Below are 26,317 nucleotides of genomic sequence, written 5' to 3' on the forward strand. Positions count from 1 at the left end.
CAAGCTTTTCTGGTCGGAACCCCCTAAGCCGAGTTTTCAAGGTGCTGCGCCGTCCACTTGGTTTTCGAGACTGGCCTTTTAATTCTAACGTAAAGCCAACCTAGAACGGCGGGGTTTCAGACCCAAAATTTCCGATGATTGTCGCGGCGAATTGCCTTCGCCCTCTTTTAATAACTTCTGCTTATCGGTATAAGTGGGAGAGAGTCACAAATATTGAGATGCACCCAAAAGATGAGTCTAAAACTTTACTTTTTGCGTCATGGCGAAACCACAGCCAGTCAAACGGGTAGTTTTTGCGGTCGATTAGACTTGGAACTAACCCCGGCAGGCTATGAAATGGCCAAGGATTTCGCCCTTGCCTATCGAGATGTGCCTTGGACAGCGATCTATTCTAGTCCCCTCAAGCGCACCATGGCCACCGCCATCCCTTTAAGCGATCTCTTAGGTATTCCCATCCACAAACGGGAAGGATTAAAAGAGATTGCCTACGGCCAATGGGAGGGAAAAACCGCAGCCGAGGTTAATCGGGAGTTTCATGATGATTATGTGCGCTGGTTAGCAGATCCGGGCTGGAATTCTCCCACAGGGGGCGAAAAAGGCATCGATATCGCTCGCCGCAGTTCGGAAGTATTAGAGGAGATTGACCATAATCACGATGATGGCCATATTTTGATCGTTTCCCATAAAGCAACGATCCGAATCATGTTATGTTCTCTTTTAGGCATTGATATCGGCCGTTATCGCGATCGAATTGCCATGCCCGTGGCCTCGGTAACGATCGTCGAATTAGCCGAACACGGTCCCCTCTTTCAAGTTATAGGCGATCGCTCTCACCTCCGCAATGACCTGCGCTCGCGAGCGGGAACCTAACCAGTCAACAGTAACAAGGGAAGCCCCGGATTTGGTCTGCTGAAAAACTATGTGCTTGATGTTATATTTTCTACGACACGGACAGACAGCCTATAGCAAAACGGGAGGATACTGTGGTACTCCAGAAAATGACCCCGGTTTGACTGCCGAAGGCATCGAAATGGCCGAGGAATTCGCCGATGTCTATCGTTCTTTACCTTGGCGTGCAGCCTATGTCAGTCCCCTACAAAGAGCTATTCAAACCGCTAAACCCCTCTGTGAAGCGGTGGGACTGAAATTAGAAATCCGCCAGGGATTACAAGAGATCGGTTATGGTCTTTGGGAAGGTATGCACCCCAACGATATCGATCGTCAATATCATGATCTCTATGTACGCTGGTTGACGGATCCTGCTTGGAATGCTCCCCCCAACGGGGAAAGGGGTATCGATATAGCCCGTCGTTCCGCGGCCGTTTTGGAGGAAATCGAACACACCCACAGTGATGGCAATATCTTGATCGTTTCCCACAAGGCCACCATCCGGATCATGCTCTGTAGTCTGATGGGTATTGATGTGGGCCGTTATCGCGATCGATTTGAAATGCCCGTGGCCGCTGTCAGTATTGTTGAATTAGGCAGTCGTGGCCCGCTTTTCCATGGCATCGGTTTACGTTCCCACCTCAGTGAGTACCTGCGTTCTCTTCCTTGCACCTAATCAGTTATCAGTGATCAGTGATCAGATGTCAGTTTTGATACTCAATCCGGTTATTAAAAACTGATTATCTATTCCCTCTTTTGCCTTTTGCCTCTTGCCTTTTGCCTGTCCTGATATGTAGCCTATACTCAACGGATTTAGCATTACTTCCCACTTGATCATTCAATCCAAGCTTTTGGGGGGTTCTACCCCCCAAACCCCCCGTTGGGGGCGTGGCGCCGCCCCCAAACCCCCCGCGCATTAGTTTTTCGGTGGGATGCTTACACGCAGCTGCTGACACATCTGTAATCATTTAAGAGTCACTCCACTTGCAGGAGTGCCTCTCCTGATATTTAGCCTATACTCAACGGATTTAGTATCAGGTCACTGATTACTGTTTACTGTTTACTGGACGGCTACGCCGTGCCTTTGGCAACACTGAAAATACTTCATAATTCATAATTCATAATTCCCAATTTATGCCCAAAATCCATCACTTTGAGCTATTACCTTCCACTAATACTAAAGCTTGGCAATTATTAGAGTCGGGGGAAAATCTGCCTTTTGTGGTGACTGCTCGTCAACAAAGTGCTGGGAGAGGACAATGGGGACGGGAGTGGATTTCTGAACCGGGAGGATTATATTTATCTTTGGCGTTAAATCTTGATTTAGAGGTGGATAAATCTGCCCATCTCGTTCTCGCTACAGTTTGGGGCATCGCTTATCACCTCAATTGTCAAGAAATACCTGTTAAAATCAAATGGCCGAATGATTTAGTATTACTAGGGCGCAAACTAGGGGGAATTAACCTAGAAACCCGTATTCAGGGCCAAAACATCCCGCAAGCAGTCATCGGAGTGGGCCTCAATTGGTCTAATCCTGTCCCCCCCACCGGTATTAATTTACAGGCTTTTACTGGCAATAAAATTACCTCGATCGCTCAGTTAACCGATGTCACCAGCGATGCTATCCTATACGGCTATGAATATTACTGTCATCGCGGCATAAAAGCCCTATTAGCCTCCTATTTAGAACTTTTTGCCAATTTTGGTCAAAAGATAGCTTTTGAGGGCTATCAGGGCATAATAACGGGGGTAAGCGATCGAGGGGAATTAAAAGTTAAATTAACTTCGGACAATGCCAGTAGCGAAATTTATATACCGGCCGGTAGGGTTAGTCTCGGCTATAATTGAGTCTAAATATTTTTTTGACTAAACTGTGAGAAGTGAGGCCGCCCTATGTATCCTTCATCGGTGATATTGAAACTTTTTCTAGGAAAATCCTTAAAAAAGAAGCTGAGTTTATGCAGTGGTCTCGGTTTAGTAATCAGCGGTCTGATTACTCTTGCTCCAAATGCGATCGCTAATTCCGAAACTGGCAGCGAAACCCCGGTAGTGGAAAATGCCGCCCCGACTCTAAAAGCCCCCGTTATCAAAGAAAATACTAATCCTGCCCCCCGTCTGGCTATCCCTGAAAACCATCAAACCGATATGCCTACCCTTGCCCCCCGGGCCGGCGGTAAAAATAATTTTATCGATACCAGAAACTTTAACCCCCCCAGTTCCGTTGTTGTCACCGAGCGCCGCAGTGGTTGCCAAACCATCGCCCAAAATGGTCAACTGGTAGGAGGTAGCTGTAATCTGGCGGCCCGGTCCCCCCGTCGTCAGCCGGTCAGCACTGTGGCCAAACCCTTACCCCCGGTTAATCTGGCCCGGGTGCGTCTCAATCCTAATCCAGCCGTGCGAGTAGGACGGCAGCCCCGAAATCAGCCGGTTATCGCTAATAATTCCCTGCGTCGTTATGCCCCCACTCTTGTGGCCTCTAGCGCCCCGGTCCGTCTGGCTGCCCCGACGGTGATTCCAAGTCAGGTGGTAGCCCTCAATCCCCCGGAATGGAATGGCGTAAAATTGGCTTTGGCCCCGGTGACTCGCGCAGAAGTGGAAGCAATCAGCGAAGCAACCAACTATGAGCGGGCCACCCGTTTAAGTCCCACGGATTCTAACCAAACTCAACGCACGGATTTACTCTTTCCCCTCGCCCTTCCCGCCCAAATTACCTCGGTTTTCGGGTGGCGAAATCATCCGGTCAGCGGGAATCGGGCCATGCACGCGGGTACTGATTTAGGCGCACCTATGGGAACACCTGTATTAGCTGCTTACGCAGGGGAAGTGGCCACCGCCGACTGGTTAGGAGGTTACGGATTAACGGTGATTTTACGTCACCTCGATGGTAGTCAAGAATCTCGTTATGCCCACCTTTCGGAAATTACCGTCAAACCGGGAGAATGGGTGGAACAGGGCGCGGTTATCGGTCGTGTGGGTAGTACGGGACTTTCTACCGGTCCGCACCTACACTTTGAATGGCGACACCTAACCGAACAGGGTTGGACCGCCGTAGATGCCGGTTTACATCTAGAATTAGCCCTCGATAATCTGGTGCAGAGAATGCAAATGGCCGCAGCCACTGACCCTAATCAGAATTAATTTGTTTTGGGTTACAAATATAGCGGTTTTTGGAACTTAAAAACGCATCGTTGAGCTTTTGCCCAATTGATGCGTTTTCATACATTCGCAGTATTAAGTAGTTGGACAAAAATAAAGTTAACTGTGGGGTAAGGGACTTGCGCTTTGATAATGTACCTTTTGGGCGAACGCAGTTCGCCCCTACATTGTGGACAAAATCCGTTACTGTAGGGGCGCAAAGCTTGCGCCCTCCGATCAATTGGGATATTATTCCCACGCAAGTCCCTAAGGAGTCGGTCGTCAGGAGTCAGGAGACGGGATACACGCTAAGATACAAATAATAAACTTCAGAGAAGCACTTGATTAAATATGACTCTAACTGACGTTGAAGTAAATCCCTCGACTCCAGAAGATTTTTTAGATTCTGAAACATTAGTACAGGTCGATTTAATGCAGCAAAAGATTCAACAATATATACAAACCCTATCAGTAGAAAATTTAAAGATGATTCTAGAATTTGCCGCTTATTTGTCAGATAAAGAAAGTGAAAAGGCAACGCAAGAAATTAGAGCAATCCCGAATATTATGGAACATTTGAAAGAAGCTGAAATGGATTTACAATCAGGTTGCCTCATTGATTGGGAAAGCTGAGATGACTTATAAAGTCCGTTTGACAGCTAAAGCAAATAAAGTTTATTCTGAAGCGGATTCAATCTTAAAAAAGAAGATTGCTAAGTGTTTAAAACTCGTTCAAGAAACACCGAAGAATTATCCTCAAATTAAAGCATTAAAGGGAGAATTTGTCTAGAAGTATCGCTTCCGCGTTGGAGACTATCGGGTTATCTATACAGTTGATGATAGTCAGTCTCAAGTTATTGTCTTGCTGATTGAACATCGCAGTCAAGCTTACCGCCAATAAATAGGGTTTGCGGCAAAAAGTTTATTGTTGAAGTCAGTCAGGAAGCGGGAGTTTCAGGCTTTGTTGTCCTCTTTTTGCACTAATTTGTGTTCTATAAAAATGGTAATGCAAGGTTTTTGAAGCTCCCAATCCTCCTAGTGTTAATATTCGCTAATCTCATGCAATTGGAAAGGCAAGATTTGAGAAAAAAAGTAGAAGTTAAGGAACGCGGAGCATTCGTTCTTCGATTTCTTGCCAGACGGTAGGGGAAATATTAACAGCCACTTTTTGGCAGTCGAGAATCAGGCGATTAATATAAAAATAATGCTTGTCTATTTCGCTAATTGCGTCGAGGGATAAATTAAGTAATTCAGGCGTTAAATTAAAAGCAGTATTCCACATTTTAAATAATTGATCAGCCAATTCTTCATGATGTTTTTTAGTTATTTTATCATCAGGAATAATTTGTTTTAAAGCTTCTAAATCAGCGATTAATTGGGAAAAATTAACCTTAGAAATAATTCGATCCTGAGCCAATAAGTTAACTAACCGGACAGACCCATAAATGGAGATGGCGAAGAGTTCGCGGTAGGCGTTGCCGTAGGCGTTGCCGTAGGCTCTGGCGATGACGTAGGCGGTGTCGTAGGAGCCGAGGCCGACGTAGGCGCAGGTACTGGTGAGGTTGACGGCGCCGAGATCGTGAATGAGGGGGTCGTTGGCACTGACGATGGCGTAGGCGTAGGCGTGGGCGTGGCAGTAGGCACTCGCTCTTCTTCCTACAGGTTTAATCGGACTATCAACAGAATCTTTAGTCATCTCATCAGCCCATTGCAAAATCGGCACTAATTTTTGACCGAGGGGCGTTTTAAGATAATTATGGGCTTCTTTCTCCATTGCTAATAACAATTTATCGGCTTTCCCTCGCATCAAACCTGCCACTAACAAAAACACCTCTTGCCAACGAGTTTCTGTTACATAATTCTTAACTGTTTCTTCAATCAAATCATTATCATAAATATACTGAGCCGTGAGGTATTCCTGAAGGGTTAAATGAGAAAAAGAATAGACATCTCTCGCCCGCTCTACTAAAATTCCCTGTTCAATTTCAATGGTTTTTAATACTTTTTCTCCGTCCAAATGTTGCGGAGCATTTAAGTTTTGTTTAAGGTGATCTTTAATTTGCTTAACAATTTCTCGTTTTTTTAAAAAAAGTTTATCTGCTACAAAATTCTGATAAGCGACTTCAGATAGCAAAATTTCTTCTTGCTCAATACTGAGATTTTCATAAACTAAACCGCGATTAGGTAAACGTTTTTCGGCTGACCATGTTTCTAATAAAATTCGTAACGCATTTTGATAAAGGCAACTGCGATTTGTGGGAAACGATTGCTTGTCATCATAAACCAAACACAAAAAAGTCAACAATAACGGTGTATGGGCTAACTCTTTTGCACTTTTATACTCCTCCTTTTGCAACAGTTCCCAACAATTTTTAGCCGTCTCATTTTTCCGATCTAATTCCGAACTAAACCAATGTTCAATAAAACTTTGAATTTGCTGATCATCAAATTCGACAATTTCAATATCGGTAAATTGTCGAAGATGAGTTCTAGCAGCAGTGCGACAGGAGAGAATAAAACGATTTTTATGATGCCTATCTACAAAATCTTTGATTTTCTCGATTACATTATTCACATTAGCTGTTGGCACTTCATCCAAACCATCTAATAAAATTAGTAATTCCCCTTTTTCTAGTTTATTGCTAATACTTTTTTCCACGTTGGGAAAACCGCAGATTTTAAACTCCTCTTCAATTAATACCTGAATATTAATCTCGTTTTCTTTAAAGTTTTTCAACTCCAGTAAAACAGGTTTTAGAGGATGCTGATAACTGCCTTGCTTTCCCTTGAGAGCTTCTAAACCAACTTTTCGCAAAAATGTAGATTTACCAATACCGGGATCACCAAGTACCATTAAATATTGTTCTTGATTAGCCAAAAGTAAACCATCTTTTTTACCATCATCCCTAAAGTTAAACCGTCGCTGCTTACTCTCACGGTATTTATTTTCTAAATTTTCATCATAATAATCCCTGACTAAATTTCCTAAACATTTGACATTAACATAAATTGACTCCAAATCCATCGGCTTAGACATTTTTAAAACCTTAATCATGCCGTGCCGATCCCGGTAACGTTGAGTATATTCCTGCCAAAAAAGATACTTTACCTCTCTAATAAGCTGCCCGACATCTTTATTCAATAACTCATTTTTATTAATACACTCCCACCACGATTTAATCGTTTGACCAATAACATTATTAGTTAATGCCGTTAGAATGGTTGTTTCAATTCCTGTCATAACTTAACCCCTGTAAATCCTCTGAAGCTTAGTATAAGCCAGAAAGCGGGTTTCTCATCAACTCAGAAAGCGGGTTTCTCAACAACCCAGAAACCGGGTTTCTTTAAGAAACCCGTTTTCTAATCTCTTAAACGGCTAAACTGAGAATAGCTGCCTGTCTTGGCTCTCATTTCTCAGATTGTAAAATAATGCAAATTTATCTTGACTATAGTGCCACTACCCCCACTCATCCCCAAGTGATCGAGCGGGTTGCCACTATTCTCCGGCATCATTGGGGCAATCCCTCCAGTTTACACACTTGGGGACAGGATACGGCGACAGTCATCGAAATGGCCAGAGAAGAGGTGGCAGGGTTAATTAATGCCAATCCAGACCAGATTATCTTCACTTCTGGCGGCACGGAGGCCGATAATTTAGCGATTATCGGGGTTGCTCAACAGTATAACCGCCCCCGTCATATAATTATTTCTAGTGTGGAACATTCGGCGATCGCTGAACCCTGTAAACAATTAGAGCAGCAAGGTTGGCAAATTACTCGTCTTCCCGTCAATCGTCAAGGTAGAGTTAATCCTTTAGACCTAAAAGCCGCAATTCAAAGCGATACGGTCTTAATTTCCATTATTTACGGACAAAGTGAGGTGGGAACCCTACAACCGATTGAAGAATTGGGCAGCATTGCCAGAGAAAGGGGAGTTCTTTTTCACACCGATGCGGTGCAGGTGGCGGCAAGATGCGATATTGATGTGCGGAAACTGCCCGTAGATTTATTATCTCTTTCCAGCCATAAAATTTATGGAATGCAAGGATCGGGGGCTTTATACATCAGAGCCGGTGTCGATATTTTACCATTACTGCGGGGCGGTGGTCAGGAAAAAGGCCTGCGATCGGGAACCCCAGCCGTACCAGCGATCGCCGCTTTCGGTTTAGCGGCCGAATTAGCCCAAAAAGACTTAATTAGCGAAAAAATGCGTTTAATCGCCTTGCGAGATCGATTATTTGACCTCTTAGCCGATTATCCTTATCTGCTGCCCACGGGGGACCGATTCTATCGTTTACCCCACCACGTCAGCTTTATTGTCCGTCCGGACGATGACAGTCAAATCACGGGAAAACAGCTAGTTCGTCAGCTTAATTTAGCAGGAATCGGCATTAGTTCCGGATCCGCCTGTCATAGTGGCAAACTTTCCCCTAGTCCAATTTTAAAAGCTATGGGCTACAGCGATCGAGAGGCACTAGCGGGAATTCGTCTAACCCTAGGAAGGGACACCAGCGCCGCCGATATCGATTGGACGGCTCTAGTATTAAAACAAGTGATCGATCGCTGTTTATCTGCTTTAATTGTTAGCAAGAGTTAGTTTATCCCTCAAATTGTCCTTCGATCAAGATAATTTCGCCAAAATCGGGAATCCATGCCACCCAACGGCCCTGATCCTGTTCACAGAGTAGTAGAGCTTCATCAAAGCTGTATGGAGAGGGAAGCATTCTGAGTTGTACCCATGTGTTTGCTTGGGGGCAAGTAACAACGGCAGTAGTACGGTATTGTAGTAAGAACATACACAGATCACCCTGATAATTCTGTATCTAAATTTACAAAAAAACCGATGACTGTGGGTAACTTTGTTTGAAATCTTTACATCTCCAGAAAATTATCGGCTGCATCTCCTAATTTGTGACTTTACCTCACCTATAGGTCAGCAGCAGAAGTTATTCCAAGAGGGCGAATGCAATTCGCCCCTACAATAATATTATTGCGCCCAAAATTTCCTCTAGATATTTCGACCAAATTGAGCCGATTACGCCAATGACCGGCACTTTTTTGATTTCAAAAAAGCCTCAAGATATTATCCGACAAGGTTTTTAGATTTATTCGGCCAATCCTAGTTATGATCTTTAATGGTACATGATAGTTAATAACTGGTAATGGTAAGTTCTTTCCCTCGCACCTATAAAATCGCCGTCATCGGTGACGTTCACGACCAATGGGAAATAGAAGATAATTTAGCTTTAGAAGCTTTACAAGTGGATTTAGCCCTATTTGTCGGCGATTTTGGCAATGAATCCCTAGAAATTGTCGGTCGGATTGCCAGTTTGTCCTTACCAAAAGCCGTTATTCTCGGTAATCATGACGCTTGGTATAGCGCCACCCCCTGGGGACGAAAACAATGTCCCTACGATCGCGATAAAGAAGATCGTGTCACCGCCCAGTTAGAATTATTAGGGGTTGCTCATGTGGGTTACTCAAAACTAGACCTACCCAGTTTAGAGCTTTCGATTGTTGGGGGTCGTCCCTTTACTTGGGGGGGATCCGAGTGGAAAAATGGAGAATTTTTTCAAGAACGCTATAATATCAGCAGTTTTGCCGAATCTACTGCCAAAATTATCGCTAATATTCAAGATACTGCCTATAATAACCTGATTTTTTTAGGTCACAATGGTCCAGCCGGACTGGGAAAGGAAGCGGAAGCTATCTGTGGTCGCGATTGGCAACCCTTGGGAGGGGACCACGGGGATCCGGATTTAGCAGCGGCCATCGAACAAGCACAGCTATTAGGAAAACAGGTTCCTCTCGTCAGTTTCGGTCATATGCACCACCGTCTCCGTCATACTACTTCCCGTTTACGCAATCCCGTGGTCACTTCCGAGATGGGAACTGTTTATCTAAATGCTGCGAGTGTCCCTCGCATTCTCCACTCTGATAGGGGTAAATCTCGCAATTTTTCCCTAGTCACTCTTGAAGAAGGTCTAGTCAGAGAAGCATCTTTAATCTGGTTGAATGATAATTTCGAGATTATCAGTAATAGAAAACTTTATCACTCCGGAGCGTCAATCGATCGCCTATCTCCCCAATCTTGTTATTCTTAAGTTTTGAAAATAGACCTTTTCTTAATCTTATGCGGTACAACCACTAATATCAGTTATCAGATGTCAGGTTTCAGTTAACTGTTTACTGATAACTGAAAAAAAGCTCCCCAATTCATAATTCATAATTTATAATTCATAATTCATAATTTATAATTCATAATTCATAATTTATAATTCATAATTCATAATTCCCTATAGATAGTTAAGTTTTTGAGCGAGTAGAGGTAAAGCAAGAGCGATAGCAACACTAACAATCATACCGATAAAAGCTTTCAAGGCATCCCCTAAAACCAATTTACCCGTGGCGGCTAAATTAGGGGTTTCTCTGGTTAAAGTCAGAGAAATTTCTCGACCTCCTAATAAACCTAAAAATACCCAAGTGGTACTCATGGGAATATGATTATAGCCAACAAAAAACAGTAAAATTAAGCCATAAATTAAGTTAATAATTGTTGCAGAACGCGGATCATGGGCGTTAGTTTTGCTAGTGACAATTTTCTCAATTTGACCCCCGTGATTAATAAAAATGATAGTTTGCAGGAGTAGCATAACTGTTAGAGATAAAACTAACCATATTGCTGCTAACTTTCTGGGAAGATAGGCGAAAATATTAGCAAAATCTTGCATTAACCATTGACTCCAGAGAAACCCAGTAGATAACCACTGTAAAACTACCCAGACTTTTTGAGGTTCTTTATTAACTGTTTCTAGGAAAAAGTTTTCTAATCGATAAATAATTCGATAGATTACTAACCCCACTATAACAGCAATAGCATAACCCCAAGCAGATTTAACTAACATTTCATCTAGAGATTGGGGAGCAAAAACTGTTAAAACTAAAAAGGTTGTACTCACAGGTATTCCCCAAGTGGTGAGAATTAAAATTGCTAAGGGAGGAACGATATAAATCCAAGTAAAATTTTCTGGGAAGGGAATCATTTCTAGTCGATTATAAGCCACATCTCCCTGATTAATATACCAACCAGCGATAAAAATCGAGGCTAAGATTATACTGGAATACAGCCATAAAATCCACCAGGGACGTTCTTCATTGGCACTTAAAAAAGTACCTAAAGTCTGTAGGGAATCGTTAGCAACGATTGCATAAGCTGATAGAATAAAGCCAGCAATCATAAAAAAATTACTCATAGACAGTGGGAATTATGAATTATGAATTAAGTAGGTAGCTGTTAAAAGTTGTTAGACACCCCCCTTATCAAGGGGGGATTAAGGGGGGATCAGAGGCAAAATCTATCTTCAATTTAATTATAACTACTTACTTATGAATTATGAATTGGGGAGAATAAATAAAAATAATCTCTTGACAACTGGCTCCCTATTAATATAACCGCTATAACTCCTTAATTTTGCTTTAAAAAATCCCTCGCTAGATAGAAAGCAGCTAAACTACCAGAGACGGTAATTTCTTGGGGATTAATTTCCTGTAAAGGTCGAAGAATAACTTCAATTTCCTCGGTAACATCTAACTTTTGTTGACCAGTGGGGATAGCATTAAGAGCCAAAAAAATATGAATTCTGTTAGTATCTTTAACGGGATTATCATACAAAACACCTAGAGGTATTAGAGAATCACTTTGATAACCAGTTTCCTCCTCGAATTCCCGACGCGCTGCCGCAGTAATATTATCTTCACCCGCATCTACTGCTCCGGCGGGAAATTCCAATAAAATTTCCTTAACTCCGTGACGATATTGACGGACAAAAACCAATTGATTATCCCCGGTAACTGGAACAACTAACACAATTTCAGGACGAATATTAACAAAATAATCGTCGATAACTTGTCCAGAGGACAACTTCACCACGTCTTGACGGACTTGACACCAACGATTATGAAAAACTAGCTCAGATTTAATAATTTGCCATTTTTTTAAATTAGTCATCGACAATCCTGTTATAATTGCAGTGAAATTACTAAACTTTTTTCTCAGATAATTATAAGTAAGTAGGTAGGCGTTAAAAATTATCAGATGCCCCCCTTATTAAGGGTAGGGTTGATTCATGAATCAACCCTACCTTATCAAGGAGGGATCGAACCTAAAATCCATTTTTAGTTTAATTATAACCAGCTACTTAAGTGCTTCTAATTAAATTGCAGATAGATTTTGCTTTCGATTCCCCCTGCTATGGTTACTCGGCTCTCCTGTATCTATATAATAGACAAAACTTATCCGTTAGGTATTACCTTAATAAATTGAAAAAGTACGTTAAGTAACACATCTTACCACAAAAGCCAGCCTGATGGGGATTTCAGAGGACATAGTAAGACCAATGGCTTTTCAGAAAACGAGCTATTTCTAGAAATTGTGCTGATGCTGTTTCGTTAAGACAAAATTAGTTTGGCAAAAGCGAAAAGCTCCCCAGGACGCACCCTAGAAAATCTCAAAAAAAAATCGACCCGCCTAGCGGCGGGAAAAAGAGAAAAAGAGAAAAAGGGTAAAAAGGGAAAAAAAGGGAAAAAGGGTTACAGAGTCCTCCCAGCACCGCACACCACCCGAAAACCGTCGTAGTCGTCGCCGTTGCCGCGGCGGGCGAGGTTGTTGCGAATCGCGGAACGGCAGTTATAAGGATTGCTGCCCCAGGAACCGCCCCGCAATGGAGAACGATTATCATTACCATTTTTTATCCAAGCACTGCCATCCCTTGGCGCTCCGATATAGTTATCGTGCCAATTGTCCTCGCACCACTCCCAAACATTGCCACTCATGTCATACAGTCCCCAACCATTGGGCCTTTTCTGGCCCACAGGATGAGTTTTACTCTGAGAATTTGCGCTATACCAAGCGTAATCTCCTAACTGACTAGCATCATCACCAAAATAATAGCGAGTAGTAGTCCCCGCACGACAGGCATATTCCCATTCCGCTTCCGTCGGTAGGCGATAGGTTTTCCCTGTTATTTGACTCAATTTTTGACAAAAGGCTTGAGCATTGTTCCAACTAACCCTTTCTACCGGATTTTGGGGATTGTTTTGAAACTCAGAGGGATTGGTTCCCATTACCGCTTCATATTGTGCCTGAGTCACTGGATATTTGCCAATCGCAAAACTGTTGACTTTAACTTGGTGTGGAGGCTTTTCATAATCACTGTCAGCAGATCCCATGAGAAATTGACCTGCTGGTAAGCTCACCATCTCCAGTGTGACTCCGTTGGATATTTTTTCGGTAAATGGAGTAGGTGAAGCAATTAGGGGTATTGGTGAAACAGGCTTTTTGACTGCTGCCGGTGCTGGTGGAGGTGACGGGGGAGAAGTCCATCCCAGAGGTTGTAAGGCATTTAAAACCTGTTGTGCTGTCCATCTTTGTTTTCTATCTTTTTGCAAACACCCTTCAATAATCTGTTTAAACTCTTTCGGTAAACTGGGGATTTGTAGCTCACAATTCATCACCTTCGCCATTAACTGGTTAATATCATTATTAAACTTATAGGGAAGTTGATTAGTCGTCATTTGGATTAACATAATACCTAATGACCACAGATCCCAAGCTGAGGAAATATCCCCCCTAAAGGCTTCGGGAGGCATATAAATAATCGTACCTTTAGGGTTGACTGTTTGAGTGTGACTTTTATTATTTAAAGTTCTAATTAAGCCAAAATCTGCTAACTTGTATTGTTGATTAACCTTGAGAATATTACCCGGTTTTAAATCTCGATGGACTTTATTTTGTCGATGAAGATAATTTAAACCCTGGGCGACTTGAGCAGTAATATTTTTAATCTCATCCGCTGACAAACCGCCTTTGGCGATGTGATTTTCTAGGCTACCCTGTGCCAATTCCATCACTAAATAAAGCATCTCCGTATTGAAAAAAGTACATTCCCCCGCTGAATAAGCCTTAATTAAATTAGAATGTTCTAACTTTCTGGCATTTTTTAACTCAATTAATTTATCATCGCTACTTTCGGGGATAACTTTAATGGCAACTTCTTGGACCGATGTATTTCTGACCATTTCACTAGCATGAAATACACCCCCAAAACCACCCGCACCGAGAAACTTATTAAGACGATAGGGGCCTATTTGTTGCCCTTCTAACATCTTCATCATTTGGTCTAGCATAATAATAAATCCTGAATTAGCCAATTTTTAGGTTCTGTAACTATCCTATTAAGTGGGTGGTTATAATTATTAAATTGAAGATAGATTGTGCCTTTGATCCCCCCTTAATCCCCCCTTGATAAGGGGGGCGCAGATCCCCCCTTGATAAGGGGGGCGCAGATCCCCCCTTGATCCCCCCTTGATAAGGGGGGCGCAGATCCCCCCTTAATCCCCCCTTGATAAGGGGGGCGCCGATAGGCGGGAGGATATGAAAACTTTTAACACCTACCTACTTAGGTACTTATTAAAGTATAAGATAGATGTGCCTTTGATTGGGTGCATCTCATTTTTGTAAATCTACTAATTTGGAATTTTTCATGGGAAACTTTCTCCTAAAATTGGGCGTTACTTTCGGTTTTATCACTCAATCCAAGGAGCTTCTAGGTTCTGTGTGATAAGTTTAACTTACTCTATGATCGATCAATCTTTGTGTTCTTTGTGTCTTTGTGGTTCCTTCCACTCCCTCGCTAGGAGGAATGTATCTTAGAATACATTTTACCCACCAAACCTAAGAGATCCGAACAGCTTACTAAGAGCTAATTTCACGACCGAGGTACTCAAGCTTATCGAGAACAGATTGAAGCAAAGATCGCCGCTGCTCGACGACAATATCTAAGTTAGCCAACATATACTTTACGTCTTTGTAAGCATTGTCCAGCAAGGCTAGTAATAATTCGCGATCGCCTGCGATGTCTTTTTCTGATGGGGTGCGGGTCCGTTGGGGCAATAAGTCCGCTGGTGGGGAAGGAAGGGAGGGCGATCGCTCGGACTCTAGCTGTTGAATGGTTTGTTGTAAATTTTCAATCACCCCATACATTTCCATCGGGTCAAAAACCCTTAACAGACTGGTTTGTGTGACAATACCCAACCCCCGACCCCAGTTCCAAGAAACCACCAAACGCCCCACCCGCCGTTTTTGCATTTCCTGATGGGCCGTCCACAGGGAATCCTCGGGACTGAGGAGAAATAAGGGCGTACTCATCACCGTCTGGGCCCTAGTTTTGTGCAGATCAATTTGAACTGCTTGAAACTGGACAAGATCTCGCTCTGTCACAATACCAACGGGGTAGTCATTGTCTTCGGAATTTCTCTGGGTGATCACCACACAACTGACACGATGTTCCGCCATTAACTGGGCCAATTGCAAGACTGTGGCGGTGAGTGGGGCCTGTACCACTTGACTGGTCATCACATCGGATACGCGACGAAACCGCAACAGATTGGCCGGACGCAATATCTGGCGAATACTTTCATGGGAAATCACCCCGATTAAGTGTCCTTGGTCATCGACAATCGGCAAATGGCGAATGCGGTAGCGCCGAAACAAAAACAGGGCAGCAAAAATGTCTTGAGCAGATTGCTGGGGCAACGTGATCAGGGGATGTACCATCACATCGGCAACGGTTGTCTCGGACAGGTTAATTCCTTGGGCGGTGAGTCGCACCACATCCCGTTCTGTCAAAATTCCTAATAACTCTTGCCCCTGCACCACCAGCAGACAGCTAACACGCGCTTCTCCGGCCGGAGGAGCTAGAGGAGATAGGTCATCGGTGAGCAAACACAGACGACTATGGGCCTGACCGATCATGGCGATCGCATCTGCCAGGGAAGTGGTTGGCGGCACCGTCAAGGGGTGGCGATTGATCGCCTTTTCCAGATCGGGGGCCCAACTCAGAGGTGTATCAAAGGACATCAGCACCATCCTGCAATCGCAAAGGCCAAGATAGACAGAACAGCCACTGGGCAAAGAACCCAGACTCTCAGAGTTGCTAAAACCCGTTCTAAAACTATCTCAAAGTGTAGCGTCATTTAACTTTTTCCTAAAAGATGTAACGTTTTGTTACAATTTTTATTAAACTCGTAAAGATTTTAGACCCACTTCGGTGTATCATAGAGGGATGTAACAGGTTAAAGCCTGAAACTTTTTATTTAGGGGTTATTCAGCCTCTAATGGTTTCAGGGGCGGCATCACCAGACGCTGGGGTGAGTACTTCCGGGTTCTGGTCGGCCTGAAGGGTTACTCCGGAAATTCTGGACACCTTTCCATAAAGTCGATCCAGCACCCGCTTTACGGAAATACGCTGCCATGGTAGACCGCGTTTGGTGGTGTAGCCCTGTTCATTAAGCCAATCGGCGATCTTCTGCAAGGATTTCCCTGATTTGTGATGACGGCGAATCAGTTCAATGACCCGGCACTCTTCCGGATCATCCACTAATTCCCCATCGATCGATCGTTGTCCAAAGGCAGGGGAGCCGTAGCCCGCATAACCACCGTTGCTTGCTTTTGCTTGTCTGCCTTGTTCTAGCCGCTCCCAGGCAGATAAATCGTTGGAAGGGGTCGCTGTCATAGGGTATCTAAATGCAACAACTTGCAAAACCATATTATCGCAACTTAACGTCGCAAATTTGTTTTGATTGGGGGCAGCCGATGACGACTTACAAATTAAAACCCGCGCATGAGCAGGGACTAGATGTCACCATCGATGTCTGGGACAACCAAACTATAGACGATACCCCCGGGAGGCGGACAAAGTTAAAGGGTCAAAGGCCAAGCATTTTTAGATGAGGAGCGGTTCAAAGCTGAATTTATATTGTAAAACGCAGCGATCAGAGAATTTGTACTAAGTTACACAGCATCAATCTGGAGATATAAACATGGGTACGGCTACATTTATTCAAGATGAAACTGAATTTGATTCCCTCTTAAAGAGTGAATCACTGTTGGTGGTAGATTGCACGGCAACCTGGTGTGGACCTTGCAAACTGGTGGCACCGTTGATCGATCGATTGGCTGATGACTATCGCGATCGCGCCAAAGTCTTCAAACTTGACCTAGACAGTAACAAACCCGTGGCCAAACGCTTTGGAATTAGAAGTATTCCGGCGGTCATGGTGTTTAAACAGGGGAAATTGATAGAAACATTAGTTGGGGTTAAACCCTATGAAGAATTTACGGCAGCCGTAGAACGACAATTATAGTCTTCCACCGTGAACAAACACTCTGGGCAAACGTCCGACGTTGACCCTTTCCTTCTCACACCACTATTTAATTTTGAGGTATGGCGATGAACAAGCTTATAGAAATTCGGTGTCCCAACTGTGGCAGCGTAGCTCAACGGCTCTTGAGCGATCGCCTGCCCGCAGGATATAAGTGTCCGGCCCGGCAAGTTGCTCAGACGGAATGCCCAGTGTGTGATTATTTCATCGCCATGTGTTGGCAAAATGGCGCTGTGCTGGAGGCCTATGCTCCAGGCACTCAGGGGAACACAGCCGCCGCCACCCCGTCCCAAACCCAACCAGCGATCGCCCATTGGTCTTTGTCATCTGTGTTCAAAGTGGCCCTCAGCCCACAAGAGTCTAGGAAATTGCTATCGGGACAACCCTAGTCAACTTTTGCATTTATACCAGTTCTTTAATTTAACAACACCATCCAACTCCTATGCTGCAAGCTCAAGAAATTATGACCCAAAACGTTGTCACCATTCGTGGTTCGGCAACGGTTGCCGATGCCGTGAAATTGATGAAAGAAAAACAACTGCGGGGGTTGATTGTCGAACCGCGCCATGAACAGGACCCCTATGGAATTGTCACCGAAACCGACATCGTTTACAAAGTGGCGGCCTTTGGCCACGATCCTAAAACTATGCGGGTCTATGAAATTATGGCCAAGCCCTGTGTGGTGGTCAATCCCGAACTGGGGGTGGAATATGTAGCCCGGTTATTTGCTCAAACCCGCATTCGCCGCGCACCAGTGATTCAGGGCAAAACTTTGCTGGGTATTATTTCTGTCAGTGATATTCTCTTCAAGAGCGATTTTGTTGAAAAGCCCAAGCGGTTGTTCATTGAAGATGAAATTGAAGCAGCCCGGGAAGACGCACGGGCAATTTGTGCGGCCAAGGGTGAAACCTCTCCCGATTGCGCTGCGGCCTGGGATGTGGTGGAGGAACTCCAAGCGGAAGCCTCCCATCAACGGGTCAAAAAACAGGGGACTAACTCACTTCAGTCCTACTGCGAAGCCAATCCTGATGCCTTAGAGTGCCGCATTTATGAGGATTAAATCCTGGCGGGTTTTGGGAGAATCGATCGCCTTGAGGATCTCGCCGATCGGTTTCCCCGCGCGATCGAGTTCTTGATCTCCACCTTTTCGGATGCGATATGGATCGAGTGATTGCGCTTACCGAATTCGACTTGATCGGGGGTCTGTGGGTACTTATGCCCCTAATTCCCCTGAGAGGAGATAATCAAGAAAAGTCTTGGCGATCACGGATAGTTTTTTATCCTTGGGATAAACCACATACCAATGGCGTTGGATGGGAAAATCTTCCACGTCAAGGATGGTAAATTCCCCATTGGGAGGATCTAAATTTAAGACGTGCTGAGACAGAACCGAAATTCCTAAACCACCGGCGACTGCTTGTTTAATGGCTTCATTATTGCCGATTTCCAAACGCAGAGATAAAGTGATACCATGATCGAGAAAAATTTGCTGTACTGCCCGTCTAATTCCCGATCCCATTTCCCGCATAATAAAAGGTTCCCCTTGCAGCCGTTTAATCGGAATTTTTTTCTGTCCCGCTAGGGGGTGATCTTTGCGTGCAATGACCACAAGGGGATTTTCCAGAAACGGTTGAATCTCCAGGTTTAGATCTTGGGGGGGTTCGCTTAAAATATATAGGTCATCAACATTATTGATAATCCTTGCTTCTAGGTCTTGGTGATTGGTCAATTCTAGGGACACATCTACCCCTTGGTACTGTTGACAAAAAGGACCTAGGATCTGAGGGATTAAATATTGGGCTGTGGATACCGCCGCTAAACGCAGTTTACCCTGTTTAATGCCCTTGATATCAGCGATCGCCATCTCAAAGTTATCAAGATCCTTGAGGACTGCCTGACAGGTTACTAATAAACTGCGTCCGGCCTCGGTTAAATACAAACGTTTGCCTATCTGTTCAAATAAGGGCAGACCCACTGATTTAGTCAGTTGTTTCATCTGGGTGGAAACGGTGGGTTGGGTGATCGATAGTTCTTCAGCAGCCCTGGTGAAACTGCCATGACGAGCGGTCGCTTCAAAGACAATCAGTTGATGTAAAGTGGCGTGAATCAAGAGAGGCCTCTAGAGAGCTACACTTCTGTTACTGCCTTGAGGAGCTTTGCTAAACAGAAGCAGGAATGGAGGGGAACGAGTAAAAACCTCCCCACCCCGCTTATATCATAGGTTTAAATCAATACTTTTGTAAAGATATATCGATTTAAACTCAATTTACAAAAATTTGCTTGTCAAGATATCCGTTCTAGTATAGATTTATAACAATCGATCTTTAAAAACCATAAAGTTTTGTCTATCAAGGCTGGTCTGTCAACCGCCGGCTTTGTTGTGGCAAAAAATCCTTTGCTCAGTTGGATTCTCATGGAAATAACCAATCGTACTCATTTTGACAATTTGCGGGGTGATATCTTCGGTGGTCTAACAGCTGCCATCGTTTATCACCCTCTAGCTCTCGCCTTCGGGGTAGCTTCTGGGACGGCGATCGGGGCCAGTTCAACCGCCAAAAATCCCGAATTAGGCTTACCCGCGGACTTGACACTGTCCAAAGTTCTGCCCGCAACAGGTTTGCTTAAGGGGTGAAGCACCTGACCCTTATTTTCTTTAACTCTTGAAAGTCCGTTTATATTCAATACTCCTCATCAGGGGAGGCTTAAGGAGGTATTCGTGGATTTTTTCTCATTGTTTGTCATGGACTTTATCCAGCAGTTGCAGTCGCCAACGCTGGCCTTTTTGATTGGTGGCATGATCATTGCCGCTCTCGGTAGTGAATTGGTCATCCCAGAGTCGATTTGTACGATCATCGTCTTCATGCTGCTGACCAAAATCGGTCTGACCGGCGGGATTGCCATCCGCAATTCCAACCTGACGGAAATGGTATTACCAATGATCTTTGCCGTCATAGTAGGGATTATTGTGGTCTTCGTCGCCCGCTATACCTTAGCCAATCTGCCCAAGGTGAAAGTGGTCGATGCGATCGCAACTGGGGGATTATTTGGAGCCGTGAGTGGCTCGACAATGGCCGCCGGTCTGACGGTACTCGAAGAACAAAAGATCCCCTACGAGGCTTGGGCCGGCGCACTCTATCCTTTTATGGATATCCCGGCGCTGGTAACGGCGATCGTGGTGGCTAACATTTATCTTAACAAGAAGAAGCAGAAAGAAGCAGCCCACGACCACGAGTCTTTTAGCAAGCAGCCGGTGGCGGCCGGGGATTATTCCGATCAGCAGGATTATCCCAGCAGTCGGCAGGAATATCTCAGCCTGCAGCAGCCGGCGGATAATCGGGTCAAGATCTGGCCGATCATTGAAGAAAGCCTTCGCGGACCGGCCCTATCGGCCATGTTATTAGGTCTGGCTTTGGGCATCTTCACCCAGCCGGAAACTGTCTATAAAAGCTTCTACGATCCCCTCTTTCGCGGCTTGCTTTCGATCTTGATGCTGGTCATGGGGATGGAGGCTTGGTCAAGGGTGGGTGAACTGCGTAAGGTAGCCCAGTGGTATGTTGTCTATAGCGTCCTAGCACCGTTTGTACATGGGCTAATCGCCTTCGGTCTCGGCATGATTGCCCACTACGCCACCGGGTTCAGCTGGGGCGGTGTCGTGGTTCTGGCCGTCATCGCTTCCTCTAGTTCCGACATCTCCGGGCCGCCCACGTTGCGGGCCGGTATCCCGTCGGCTAATCCCTCCGCCTATATAGGCGCGTCCACGGCCATCGGTACGCCCGTAGCGATCGGCTTATGTATCCCGTTCTTCCTTGGTCTCGCCCAGGCCCTCAGCGGCGGCTAGGATTGTGGTCTGTCGGCGTTCCCTTGACGGGGCCTACCAAGCAAATAAGTGTACACATTTAAGGAGATAATCAACATGGCTAAACCAGCCAAAAAGCTCGTCATCGTCACAGAAAAGATTTTGCTGAAAAAAGTCGCCAAGATCATCGAAGAATGCGGGGCGACCGGTTACACGGTGATGGATACTGGCGGTAAAGGCAGTCGCAACGTGCGCTCGTCGGGACAACCCCACGTTTCCGAAACCGATACGAATGTTAAGTTCGAGATACTTACCCCCGATCGAATTATGGCCCAAAATATTGCCAAGCAGGTTGCCGATCAGTTTTTCCTCAATTTTGCGGGCATGATCTATCTCTGTGATGCGGAGGTTCTGTACGGACAGAGTTTCTGTGGACCAGAGGGCTGTGAAATCTAGACAACTAAGCTTGTCTTGATCCGGGCTACCGCATCCCCAGCTTGACTGTCCTTGAGCGGTGGCCCTTTTTCCTATCCCCCAGTTTTATAACCACCTAGGGCTTGCTGAATAAATCTAAAAACCTTGTTGGATAAGGCTTTTAGGCTTTTTTCCCTCAAAAAGTGCTGACCATTGGAGTGATTGGGGGTAAAATTCCTGGACTTTTTCCCTGAAAATTAGGTAACTGACTACCTCAAAATCGGTAAAACCCTACACCCTACACCCCACACCCCACACCCTGCCCCCACGAAAAACTTTTTCAGCAGACCCTACCTAAAATCTTTAACCCTCATCCCTTTAAACTGATGATTTTGTCCCCTATTCTGCCTCCTTTGATTGGGGAGATAGCAGCCCCCATGACTCCGCTCCCCTTGCTTGCCACCGTTGTGGCCGAGGATTCACCGATTATTCTCTCTGGCGTATTGCTGACACTGGTGGTGATTTATCTGGCCAGCAAGCTCGGCGCAGAGGCCGCCCGACGATTGGATTTTCCGCCCGTACTGGGAGAACTGGTCGCCGGTGTGATTGTCGGCGTTTCGGCCTTGCATCTGCTCATCTTTCCCGAAGGGGGACTATCGGCCTCCGATTCGCTGATTATGACGGTACTGCAAGGATTGAATCAATTGGCCCCGGCTGCCGTGGACCGGATCTTTGAGTCCCAAAGTGAAGTGATTTCGGTTCTAGCTGAAATCGGTGTGATTATTCTGCTGTTTGAAATTGGCCTAGAATCCGACCTGCGACAACTCAAGGAAGTGGGAATTCAAGCCACGGTTGTGGCCTGTGTGGGGGTTGCGGCACCTTTTGCGGCAGGTACGGCCGGGTTAATGCTCGTCTTTCATGTGGCGGCCATCCCGGCGATTTTTGCAGGGGCTGCCTTGACAGCAACCAGTATCGGTATTACCTCGAAGGTGTTGTCCGAGTTAGGTCAACTCAAATCCAAAGAAGGGCAAATTATTGTCGGTGCGGCGGTAATCGATGATGTCCTTGGTATTATTGTTCTGGCTGTGGTCGCTAGTTTGGCCAAAACCGGTGAGATCGATGTGGTTAATGTTATTTACCTAATCGTCAGTGCCACGGCCTTTTTGATCGGATCAATTTTGTTGGGAGGTATTTTTAACAAAAGTTTTGTGGCGATCGTGGAGCGGCTGAAAACTCGGGGAAATATTGTTATTCCCGCATTTGTCTTCGCTTTCTTTATGGCATTTTTAGGCAATGCTATTCATCTTGAAGCGATTTTAGGGGCCTTTGCCGCCGGTTTGGTGCTTGATGAAACTGATACCCGCAACGAGTTGGATGAGTTAATTAAACCGATCGCCGATTTGCTTGTACCGATTTTCTTTGTGACGGTGGGAGCGCGTGCCGATCTCGGTGTTTTAAACCCAACGGTACCGGAGAATCGGGCTGGACTTTTGATCGCTGTCTTTTTGATGGTTGTGGCGATTATCGGTAAACTGGTGACGGGCTGGGCAGTTTTTGGCATATCCGGAATCAATCGCCTCGCCATCGGTGTGGGTATGATTCCCCGGGGTGAGGTGGGTCTAGTTTTTGCTGGGATTGGTTCGGCCAGCGGAATTTTGGATAAGCCTTTAGAGGTGTCGATTATTATTATGGTAATCCTGACCACTTTCCTCGCTCCTCCCTTCCTCAGAGTCGCTTTTGGTAAGACGGAAGCTGTTCCCGAAACCCTAGAAAGCAAGGAGCCAGCTAATCCTATTCCTTAATTTTGCGGGTAAAATCTGATTTTTTAGACGAGGCTGAAGCATTTTCAGCCTTTTTTGTCAGTTATCAGCTTCTGAATGCAACGGGCAAAAGAGAGAATCTGGCAATTCTCCTACCTAAAAAGAAGGTTATAAACTAAGCACATCAAAGCTTTTCGTTCAACCAATTAGGTTTTAGATTCGGCTCTTGTTATCAGTTTACTGTTTACTGTTTACCGATCACTGAAAAAGCTTGCCAACCCCGATGAATAACCCCCCCGATAGTCCATTCAATTACACAGAGGCTTTTATTGCTCTAGGAACGAGTAATTTTGATCGCTCGGTGCAGTTTTATCGTCAACTGTTGCAGCAGGAACCAAGCCCCTACCTTGCCGCCGTTTATGCGGAATTTAGGCTGATTAACCTTAAATTAGGTCTTTTTTGCCCTAAAGAGTCCCACAGAGAGGAATTTGGCGATTCTAGGGGCAGTGGCATGAGCATTTGTTTCGAGGTGGAGAGTCTCGAAAAAGCGATCGAGCATTGGAGCGAAATCGGCTATGGTGCTAGGGGAGAAATTAGCCAGGCTTCCCACGGCAGGGAAATCTACATCTATGATCCGGATGGTAATCGTTTAATTTTCCATCAATCCACCGCTAAAACCAATCCTTTCAGGTAGGAACCTTCCGAATGATAGATGCTGGTGGGATGGTCCGCCGGTTGGCTTAAACGTGCTAAAATTCGCACTGGGCGAGCCGATTCAATAGCGGCAGCCATGACAGCCCCCTGAAAATGTTCTTCATTAACCACTTGGGAACAGGAAAAGGTGAAAATAATACCTTGGGGGCGAATTTTCTGGAAAGCTTGCTGATTTAATCTTTTATAAGCCATAACCGCCTGATGACGGGATTGGATACTTTTGGCAAAAGCGGGGGGATCGAGGACAATCAGATCGTAATCCTCCTGACAGTCGCGCAGAAAGTTAAAAACATCGGCGCTGTAGGATTGATGGGGAACTTCGCTGAGATTATTCAGGGCGATATTTTTTTCGGTAAGATCGATCGCACCGTGGGAACTATCAACGGAATGGACTAGGGCAGCCCCCGCTTGCATAGCATAGACGGAAAAGCCGCCAGAATAAGAAAAAGTGTTTAAAACCCGTTTATTCTGACAATATTGGGCTAATAAAGCTCTATTTTCTCTTTGATCGAGGAAAAATCCCGTTTTTTGTCCCTTTTCCCAATCAATAATAAAGCGATGGCCGGACTCTAACACCTCATCGCTGGTTTTTTGACCAAATAAGTATTTATTCTCGGAAGTATGGGCGCTTTTCGCTAAAACTGCGGCACTTTTATCGTAAACTGCCCGTAAATTGTCAGCGTAGATAGTTTTCAGACAATCGACAATCAGATCGAGACGTTGGTATAAAGCTAAGGAATAAGCTTGAATAACCGCCGTGCCATTGTACCAATCGACGATTAAACTAGGTAAACCGTCTCCTTCAGCGTTAATTAAGCGATAACAGTTAGTTTTCGGGTTATCCACTAAACCGATTTGTTGCCGCAGCTGATAGGCATTCTGGAATTTTTCGAGAAATAATTGAGCAATATCGCTGACTTTTTGGAAAGAAAGAATTTTAACGGCAATATTGCTAGGATTATACAGTCCAGTGGCTAGATATTCGCCTCGATCGCTATAAACCTCAACGATAGCACCCTCTTTGACTTCTCCCGCCATCTCTTTAATCGCCCCGGAAAATATCCAAGGATGGAATCGTTTAACAGCATCAATTTTATGGTTTTTCAGGATAATTTTGGCTAAATCTGGCATGGATAAAGAATCAGGGTTGATAGCTGACGGCTACTAGATAATTCTATTATCCCCTGCTGGCAGCACAAAACCATGGTTTGTTATCCCTCGATCGAGTGGCATCAAAGCAAGTCGCCACAATCGAGGGATAATCATACTAAATCCTTTGAGTATAGGCTACATATCAGGACAGGCAAAAGGCAAGAGGCACTCATGCAAAACGGAGAATAAATAATCAGTTTTTAATAACCAGATTTAGTATCAGAGGGAATTCTCGCCTATAATAAGTTAGATTTTAGCGATAGTCCCTCGACAAATGCCAAGAAAAAGTGATGTTGCCGGTGGTTTAAGTTTATGGTTTCAGCGTTTGGGGGCTGCCGGTTTGTTAGCGGGACAAACTTTTTTACATATTCTTAATGGCAAAATCCACCGGCGTAATACTCTTGAACAAATGAGTATTGTGGGACCAGAATCCTTGACAATTGCCCTAATTACTGCTGCTTTTGTGGGTATGGTTTTCACTATTCAGGTAGCCAGAGAATTTATTTTTTTTGGGGCGGGTAGTTTTGTTGGGGGAGTCCTTTCCTTGGCTTTAACCAGGGAATTAGCCCCGGTTTTAACCGCAGTGGTGGTGGCGGGAAGAGTTGGCTCGGCTTTTGCAGCCGAAATTGGTACAATGCGAGTAACAGAACAAATTGACGCTTTATATATTTTAAAAACCGATCCGATCGATTATTTGGTCATTCCCCGGGTGATTGCCTGTAGTTTAATGTTACCCCTGCTCACTATTATCTCTTTAGTCACGGGATTACTCGGTGGTTTGTTGATTTCTGATAGTCTTTACGGTATTTCCTATTCCCTATTCTTACAATCAGCCCAAAATTTTATGGAAACATGGGATTTAATTAGTTCTATGTTAAAGTCGCTAATTTTTGGGGTTTTAATTGCCATTATCGGCTGCAGTTGGGGTTTAACCACCACCGGCGGTGCTAAAGGAGTTGGTCAATCTACTACCACGGCTGTGGTAACTTCTTTATTAGCGATTTTTGTGGCTAATTTTTTCCTCTCTTGGCTGATGTTTCAAGGTACAGGTAACGCGGAAATCGGCTAAGACAGTTATCAGTAATCAGTAATCAGTTATCAGTGCCAAGAAAACGGCAATTTTTTACTTAATACCGCTCAGTAAAAACTCAAATCAATTTGGTCGAAATATCTATATTACATTTTGGGCGCACGCGATGCGCCCCTACCATTGGCGCAATAATATTATTGTAGGGGCG

Annotated in this window: 25 protein-coding genes and 1 pseudogene; 17 read left to right on the top strand and 9 right to left on the bottom strand. The window is 44.7% G+C overall.

Translation table 11 applies throughout. From position 1 onward, the window contains the following. Positions 1–231 precede the first annotated feature (231 nt). The 6 genes and pseudogenes from IM450_RS18790 (at position 232) to IM450_RS22615 (ending at position 4,924) form a co-directional block, all read left to right on the top strand. Positions 232–870, top strand: a complete 639-nt coding sequence (locus IM450_RS18790; protein WP_002800991.1) for a histidine phosphatase family protein — start codon at positions 232–234, stop codon at positions 868–870. Between the two features lie 49 nt (positions 871–919). Continuing rightward, positions 920–1,564 (top strand): histidine phosphatase family protein, encoded by a 645-nt coding sequence (locus tag IM450_RS18795; RefSeq protein WP_002759710.1) that lies wholly within the window; start codon positions 920–922, stop codon positions 1,562–1,564. Positions 1,565–2,022: 458 nt separating this feature from the next. Next, a complete protein-coding gene (locus IM450_RS18800; protein WP_287670186.1) occupies positions 2,023–2,736 on the top strand; it encodes a biotin--[acetyl-CoA-carboxylase] ligase in 714 nt (237 codons plus the stop codon). Positions 2,737–2,781: 45 nt separating this feature from the next. Then, positions 2,782–4,026, top strand: coding sequence for a M23 family metallopeptidase (locus IM450_RS18805; protein WP_287670188.1), 1,245 nt, complete (start codon positions 2,782–2,784; stop codon positions 4,024–4,026). 348 nt (positions 4,027–4,374) lie between these two features. Further along, the gene (locus tag IM450_RS18810; RefSeq protein ID WP_002787278.1) at positions 4,375–4,656 is read left to right on the top strand and encodes a hypothetical protein; all 282 of its coding nucleotides are present in this window, start codon (positions 4,375–4,377) and stop codon (positions 4,654–4,656) included. Between the two features lies 1 nt (position 4,657). Then, positions 4,658–4,924 (top strand): annotated as a pseudogene (locus tag IM450_RS22615) (type II toxin-antitoxin system RelE family toxin). A 198-nt stretch (positions 4,925–5,122) separates the two neighbouring features. Here IM450_RS22615 and IM450_RS18825 read toward each other — a convergent pair. Continuing rightward, positions 5,123–7,264 carry an NACHT domain-containing protein gene (locus IM450_RS18825; RefSeq protein WP_287670190.1) on the bottom strand — a complete coding sequence of 714 codons (2,142 nt, stop codon included), beginning with the start codon at positions 7,262–7,264 and terminating at the stop codon, positions 5,123–5,125. A 188-nt stretch (positions 7,265–7,452) separates the two neighbouring features. Here IM450_RS18825 and IM450_RS18830 point away from each other — a divergent pair, with 188 nt between their 5' ends. Next, positions 7,453–8,619, top strand: a complete 1,167-nt coding sequence (locus IM450_RS18830; RefSeq protein ID WP_287670191.1) for a cysteine desulfurase family protein — start codon at positions 7,453–7,455, stop codon at positions 8,617–8,619. Between the two features lies 1 nt (position 8,620). Here IM450_RS18830 and IM450_RS18835 read toward each other — a convergent pair whose 3' ends face one another. After that, entirely contained in the window at positions 8,621–8,818 is a 198-nt protein-coding gene (locus tag IM450_RS18835) for a hypothetical protein (RefSeq protein WP_287670193.1), read from the bottom strand. 366 nt (positions 8,819–9,184) lie between these two features. On the opposite strand from IM450_RS18835, the gene IM450_RS18840 reads away from it, so the two are divergent. Beyond that, positions 9,185–10,126 carry a TIGR04168 family protein gene (locus IM450_RS18840; protein ID WP_287670195.1) on the top strand — a complete coding sequence of 314 codons (942 nt, stop codon included), beginning with the start codon at positions 9,185–9,187 and terminating at the stop codon, positions 10,124–10,126. A gap of 192 nt (positions 10,127–10,318) precedes the next feature. Here IM450_RS18840 and IM450_RS18845 read toward each other — a convergent pair whose 3' ends face one another. The 5 genes from IM450_RS18845 to IM450_RS18865 all read right to left on the bottom strand — a co-directional run bounded on the left by IM450_RS18845 (position 10,319) and on the right by IM450_RS18865 (position 16,627). After that, the gene (locus IM450_RS18845) at positions 10,319–11,260 is read right to left on the bottom strand and encodes a hypothetical protein (protein WP_287670221.1); all 942 of its coding nucleotides are present in this window, start codon (positions 11,258–11,260) and stop codon (positions 10,319–10,321) included. Between the two features lie 227 nt (positions 11,261–11,487). Continuing rightward, on the bottom strand, positions 11,488–12,030 hold the full coding sequence (locus tag IM450_RS18850; RefSeq protein ID WP_190538254.1) for an NUDIX hydrolase: 543 nt from the start codon (positions 12,028–12,030) through the stop codon (positions 11,488–11,490). Between the two features lie 581 nt (positions 12,031–12,611). Next, positions 12,612–14,207 carry an SUMF1/EgtB/PvdO family nonheme iron enzyme gene (locus IM450_RS18855; protein ID WP_287688730.1) on the bottom strand — a complete coding sequence of 532 codons (1,596 nt, stop codon included), beginning with the start codon at positions 14,205–14,207 and terminating at the stop codon, positions 12,612–12,614. A 568-nt stretch (positions 14,208–14,775) separates the two neighbouring features. Further along, positions 14,776–15,948: a CBS domain-containing protein gene (locus IM450_RS18860; RefSeq protein WP_287670200.1), complete on the bottom strand. Its 1,173-nt coding sequence runs from the start codon at positions 15,946–15,948 to the stop codon at positions 14,776–14,778. 238 nt (positions 15,949–16,186) lie between these two features. Next, positions 16,187–16,627, bottom strand: coding sequence for a recombinase family protein (locus IM450_RS18865; RefSeq protein WP_334311557.1), 441 nt, complete (start codon positions 16,625–16,627; stop codon positions 16,187–16,189). A gap of 274 nt (positions 16,628–16,901) precedes the next feature. Here IM450_RS18865 and trxA point away from each other — a divergent pair, with 274 nt between their 5' ends. The 3 genes from trxA to IM450_RS18880 all read left to right on the top strand — a co-directional run bounded on the left by trxA (position 16,902) and on the right by IM450_RS18880 (position 18,303). Beyond that, positions 16,902–17,225 (top strand): thioredoxin, encoded by a 324-nt coding sequence (trxA, locus tag IM450_RS18870; RefSeq protein ID WP_002763751.1) that lies wholly within the window; start codon positions 16,902–16,904, stop codon positions 17,223–17,225. 80 nt (positions 17,226–17,305) lie between these two features. Then, positions 17,306–17,632, top strand: a complete 327-nt coding sequence (locus IM450_RS18875; protein WP_353736986.1) for a hypothetical protein — start codon at positions 17,306–17,308, stop codon at positions 17,630–17,632. A gap of 53 nt (positions 17,633–17,685) precedes the next feature. Continuing rightward, a complete protein-coding gene (locus tag IM450_RS18880; RefSeq protein ID WP_287670209.1) occupies positions 17,686–18,303 on the top strand; it encodes a CP12 domain-containing protein in 618 nt (205 codons plus the stop codon). 153 nt (positions 18,304–18,456) lie between these two features. On the opposite strand, the gene IM450_RS18885 is transcribed toward IM450_RS18880, so the two are convergent. After that, on the bottom strand, positions 18,457–19,353 hold the full coding sequence (locus IM450_RS18885) for a LysR family transcriptional regulator (RefSeq protein WP_002801026.1): 897 nt from the start codon (positions 19,351–19,353) through the stop codon (positions 18,457–18,459). 231 nt (positions 19,354–19,584) lie between these two features. Between IM450_RS18885 and IM450_RS18890 the strand changes: the two genes are divergently transcribed. From IM450_RS18890 to IM450_RS18910, 5 genes are all read left to right on the top strand, one after another. Further along, entirely contained in the window at positions 19,585–19,875 is a 291-nt protein-coding gene (locus IM450_RS18890) for a sulfate permease (protein WP_287670212.1), read from the top strand. An 84-nt stretch (positions 19,876–19,959) separates the two neighbouring features. After that, complete coding sequence (locus IM450_RS18895) at positions 19,960–21,081, top strand: sodium-dependent bicarbonate transport family permease (RefSeq protein ID WP_287670214.1); 1,122 nt, start codon at positions 19,960–19,962, stop codon at positions 21,079–21,081. A 75-nt stretch (positions 21,082–21,156) separates the two neighbouring features. Next, complete coding sequence (locus tag IM450_RS18900) at positions 21,157–21,495, top strand: P-II family nitrogen regulator (RefSeq protein ID WP_002801029.1); 339 nt, start codon at positions 21,157–21,159, stop codon at positions 21,493–21,495. 344 nt (positions 21,496–21,839) lie between these two features. Continuing rightward, on the top strand, positions 21,840–23,255 hold the full coding sequence (locus IM450_RS18905) for a cation:proton antiporter (RefSeq protein WP_287670216.1): 1,416 nt from the start codon (positions 21,840–21,842) through the stop codon (positions 23,253–23,255). Positions 23,256–23,496: 241 nt separating this feature from the next. Continuing rightward, positions 23,497–23,907, top strand: a complete 411-nt coding sequence (locus tag IM450_RS18910) for a VOC family protein (protein WP_104396131.1) — start codon at positions 23,497–23,499, stop codon at positions 23,905–23,907. Here IM450_RS18910 and IM450_RS18915 read toward each other — a convergent pair. Further along, positions 23,874–25,058 carry a class I SAM-dependent rRNA methyltransferase gene (locus IM450_RS18915; protein WP_287670218.1) on the bottom strand — a complete coding sequence of 395 codons (1,185 nt, stop codon included), beginning with the start codon at positions 25,056–25,058 and terminating at the stop codon, positions 23,874–23,876. The genes IM450_RS18910 and IM450_RS18915 overlap by 34 nt on opposite strands. Before the next feature lie 295 nt (positions 25,059–25,353). Here IM450_RS18915 and IM450_RS18920 point away from each other — a divergent pair, with 295 nt between their 5' ends. Continuing rightward, positions 25,354–26,148, top strand: coding sequence for an MlaE family lipid ABC transporter permease subunit (locus IM450_RS18920; protein ID WP_002801034.1), 795 nt, complete (start codon positions 25,354–25,356; stop codon positions 26,146–26,148). The last annotated feature ends 169 nt before the right edge of the window (positions 26,149–26,317 follow it).

It is taken from the genome of Microcystis sp. M083S1 (assembly GCF_020246405.1).
Taxonomy (GTDB): domain Bacteria; phylum Cyanobacteriota; class Cyanobacteriia; order Cyanobacteriales; family Microcystaceae; genus Microcystis; species Microcystis aeruginosa_C.

Bases quoted from the DNA above. Each gene is read 5' to 3' on its own strand.
- IM450_RS18790 (WP_002800991.1), top strand. From the start codon at position 232: ATGAGTCTAAAACTTTACTTTTTGCGTCATGGCGAAACCACAGCCAGT.
- IM450_RS18795 (WP_002759710.1), top strand. From the start codon at position 920: ATGTGCTTGATGTTATATTTTCTACGACACGGACAGACAGCCTATAGC.
- IM450_RS18800 (WP_287670186.1), top strand. From the start codon at position 2,023: ATGCCCAAAATCCATCACTTTGAGCTATTACCTTCCACTAATACTAAA.
- IM450_RS18805 (WP_287670188.1), top strand. From the start codon at position 2,782: ATGTATCCTTCATCGGTGATATTGAAACTTTTTCTAGGAAAATCCTTA.
- IM450_RS18810 (WP_002787278.1), top strand. From the start codon at position 4,375: ATGACTCTAACTGACGTTGAAGTAAATCCCTCGACTCCAGAAGATTTT.
- IM450_RS18825 (WP_287670190.1), bottom strand. From the start codon at position 7,264: ATGACAGGAATTGAAACAACCATTCTAACGGCATTAACTAATAATGTT.
- IM450_RS18830 (WP_287670191.1), top strand. From the start codon at position 7,453: ATGCAAATTTATCTTGACTATAGTGCCACTACCCCCACTCATCCCCAA.
- IM450_RS18835 (WP_287670193.1), bottom strand. From the start codon at position 8,818: ATGTTCTTACTACAATACCGTACTACTGCCGTTGTTACTTGCCCCCAA.
- IM450_RS18840 (WP_287670195.1), top strand. From the start codon at position 9,185: ATGGTAAGTTCTTTCCCTCGCACCTATAAAATCGCCGTCATCGGTGAC.
- IM450_RS18845 (WP_287670221.1), bottom strand. From the start codon at position 11,260: ATGATTGCTGGCTTTATTCTATCAGCTTATGCAATCGTTGCTAACGAT.
- IM450_RS18850 (WP_190538254.1), bottom strand. From the start codon at position 12,030: ATGACTAATTTAAAAAAATGGCAAATTATTAAATCTGAGCTAGTTTTT.
- IM450_RS18855 (WP_287688730.1), bottom strand. From the start codon at position 14,207: ATGCTAGACCAAATGATGAAGATGTTAGAAGGGCAACAAATAGGCCCC.
- IM450_RS18860 (WP_287670200.1), bottom strand. From the start codon at position 15,948: ATGGTGCTGATGTCCTTTGATACACCTCTGAGTTGGGCCCCCGATCTG.
- IM450_RS18865 (WP_334311557.1), bottom strand. From the start codon at position 16,627: ATGGTTTTGCAAGTTGTTGCATTTAGATACCCTATGACAGCGACCCCT.
- trxA (WP_002763751.1), top strand. From the start codon at position 16,902: ATGGGTACGGCTACATTTATTCAAGATGAAACTGAATTTGATTCCCTC.
- IM450_RS18875 (WP_353736986.1), top strand. From the start codon at position 17,306: ATGGCGATGAACAAGCTTATAGAAATTCGGTGTCCCAACTGTGGCAGC.
- IM450_RS18880 (WP_287670209.1), top strand. From the start codon at position 17,686: ATGCTGCAAGCTCAAGAAATTATGACCCAAAACGTTGTCACCATTCGT.
- IM450_RS18900 (WP_002801029.1), top strand. From the start codon at position 21,157: ATGGCTAAACCAGCCAAAAAGCTCGTCATCGTCACAGAAAAGATTTTG.
- IM450_RS18905 (WP_287670216.1), top strand. From the start codon at position 21,840: ATGATTTTGTCCCCTATTCTGCCTCCTTTGATTGGGGAGATAGCAGCC.
- IM450_RS18910 (WP_104396131.1), top strand. From the start codon at position 23,497: ATGAATAACCCCCCCGATAGTCCATTCAATTACACAGAGGCTTTTATT.
- IM450_RS18915 (WP_287670218.1), bottom strand. From the start codon at position 25,058: ATGCCAGATTTAGCCAAAATTATCCTGAAAAACCATAAAATTGATGCT.
- IM450_RS18920 (WP_002801034.1), top strand. From the start codon at position 25,354: ATGCCAAGAAAAAGTGATGTTGCCGGTGGTTTAAGTTTATGGTTTCAG.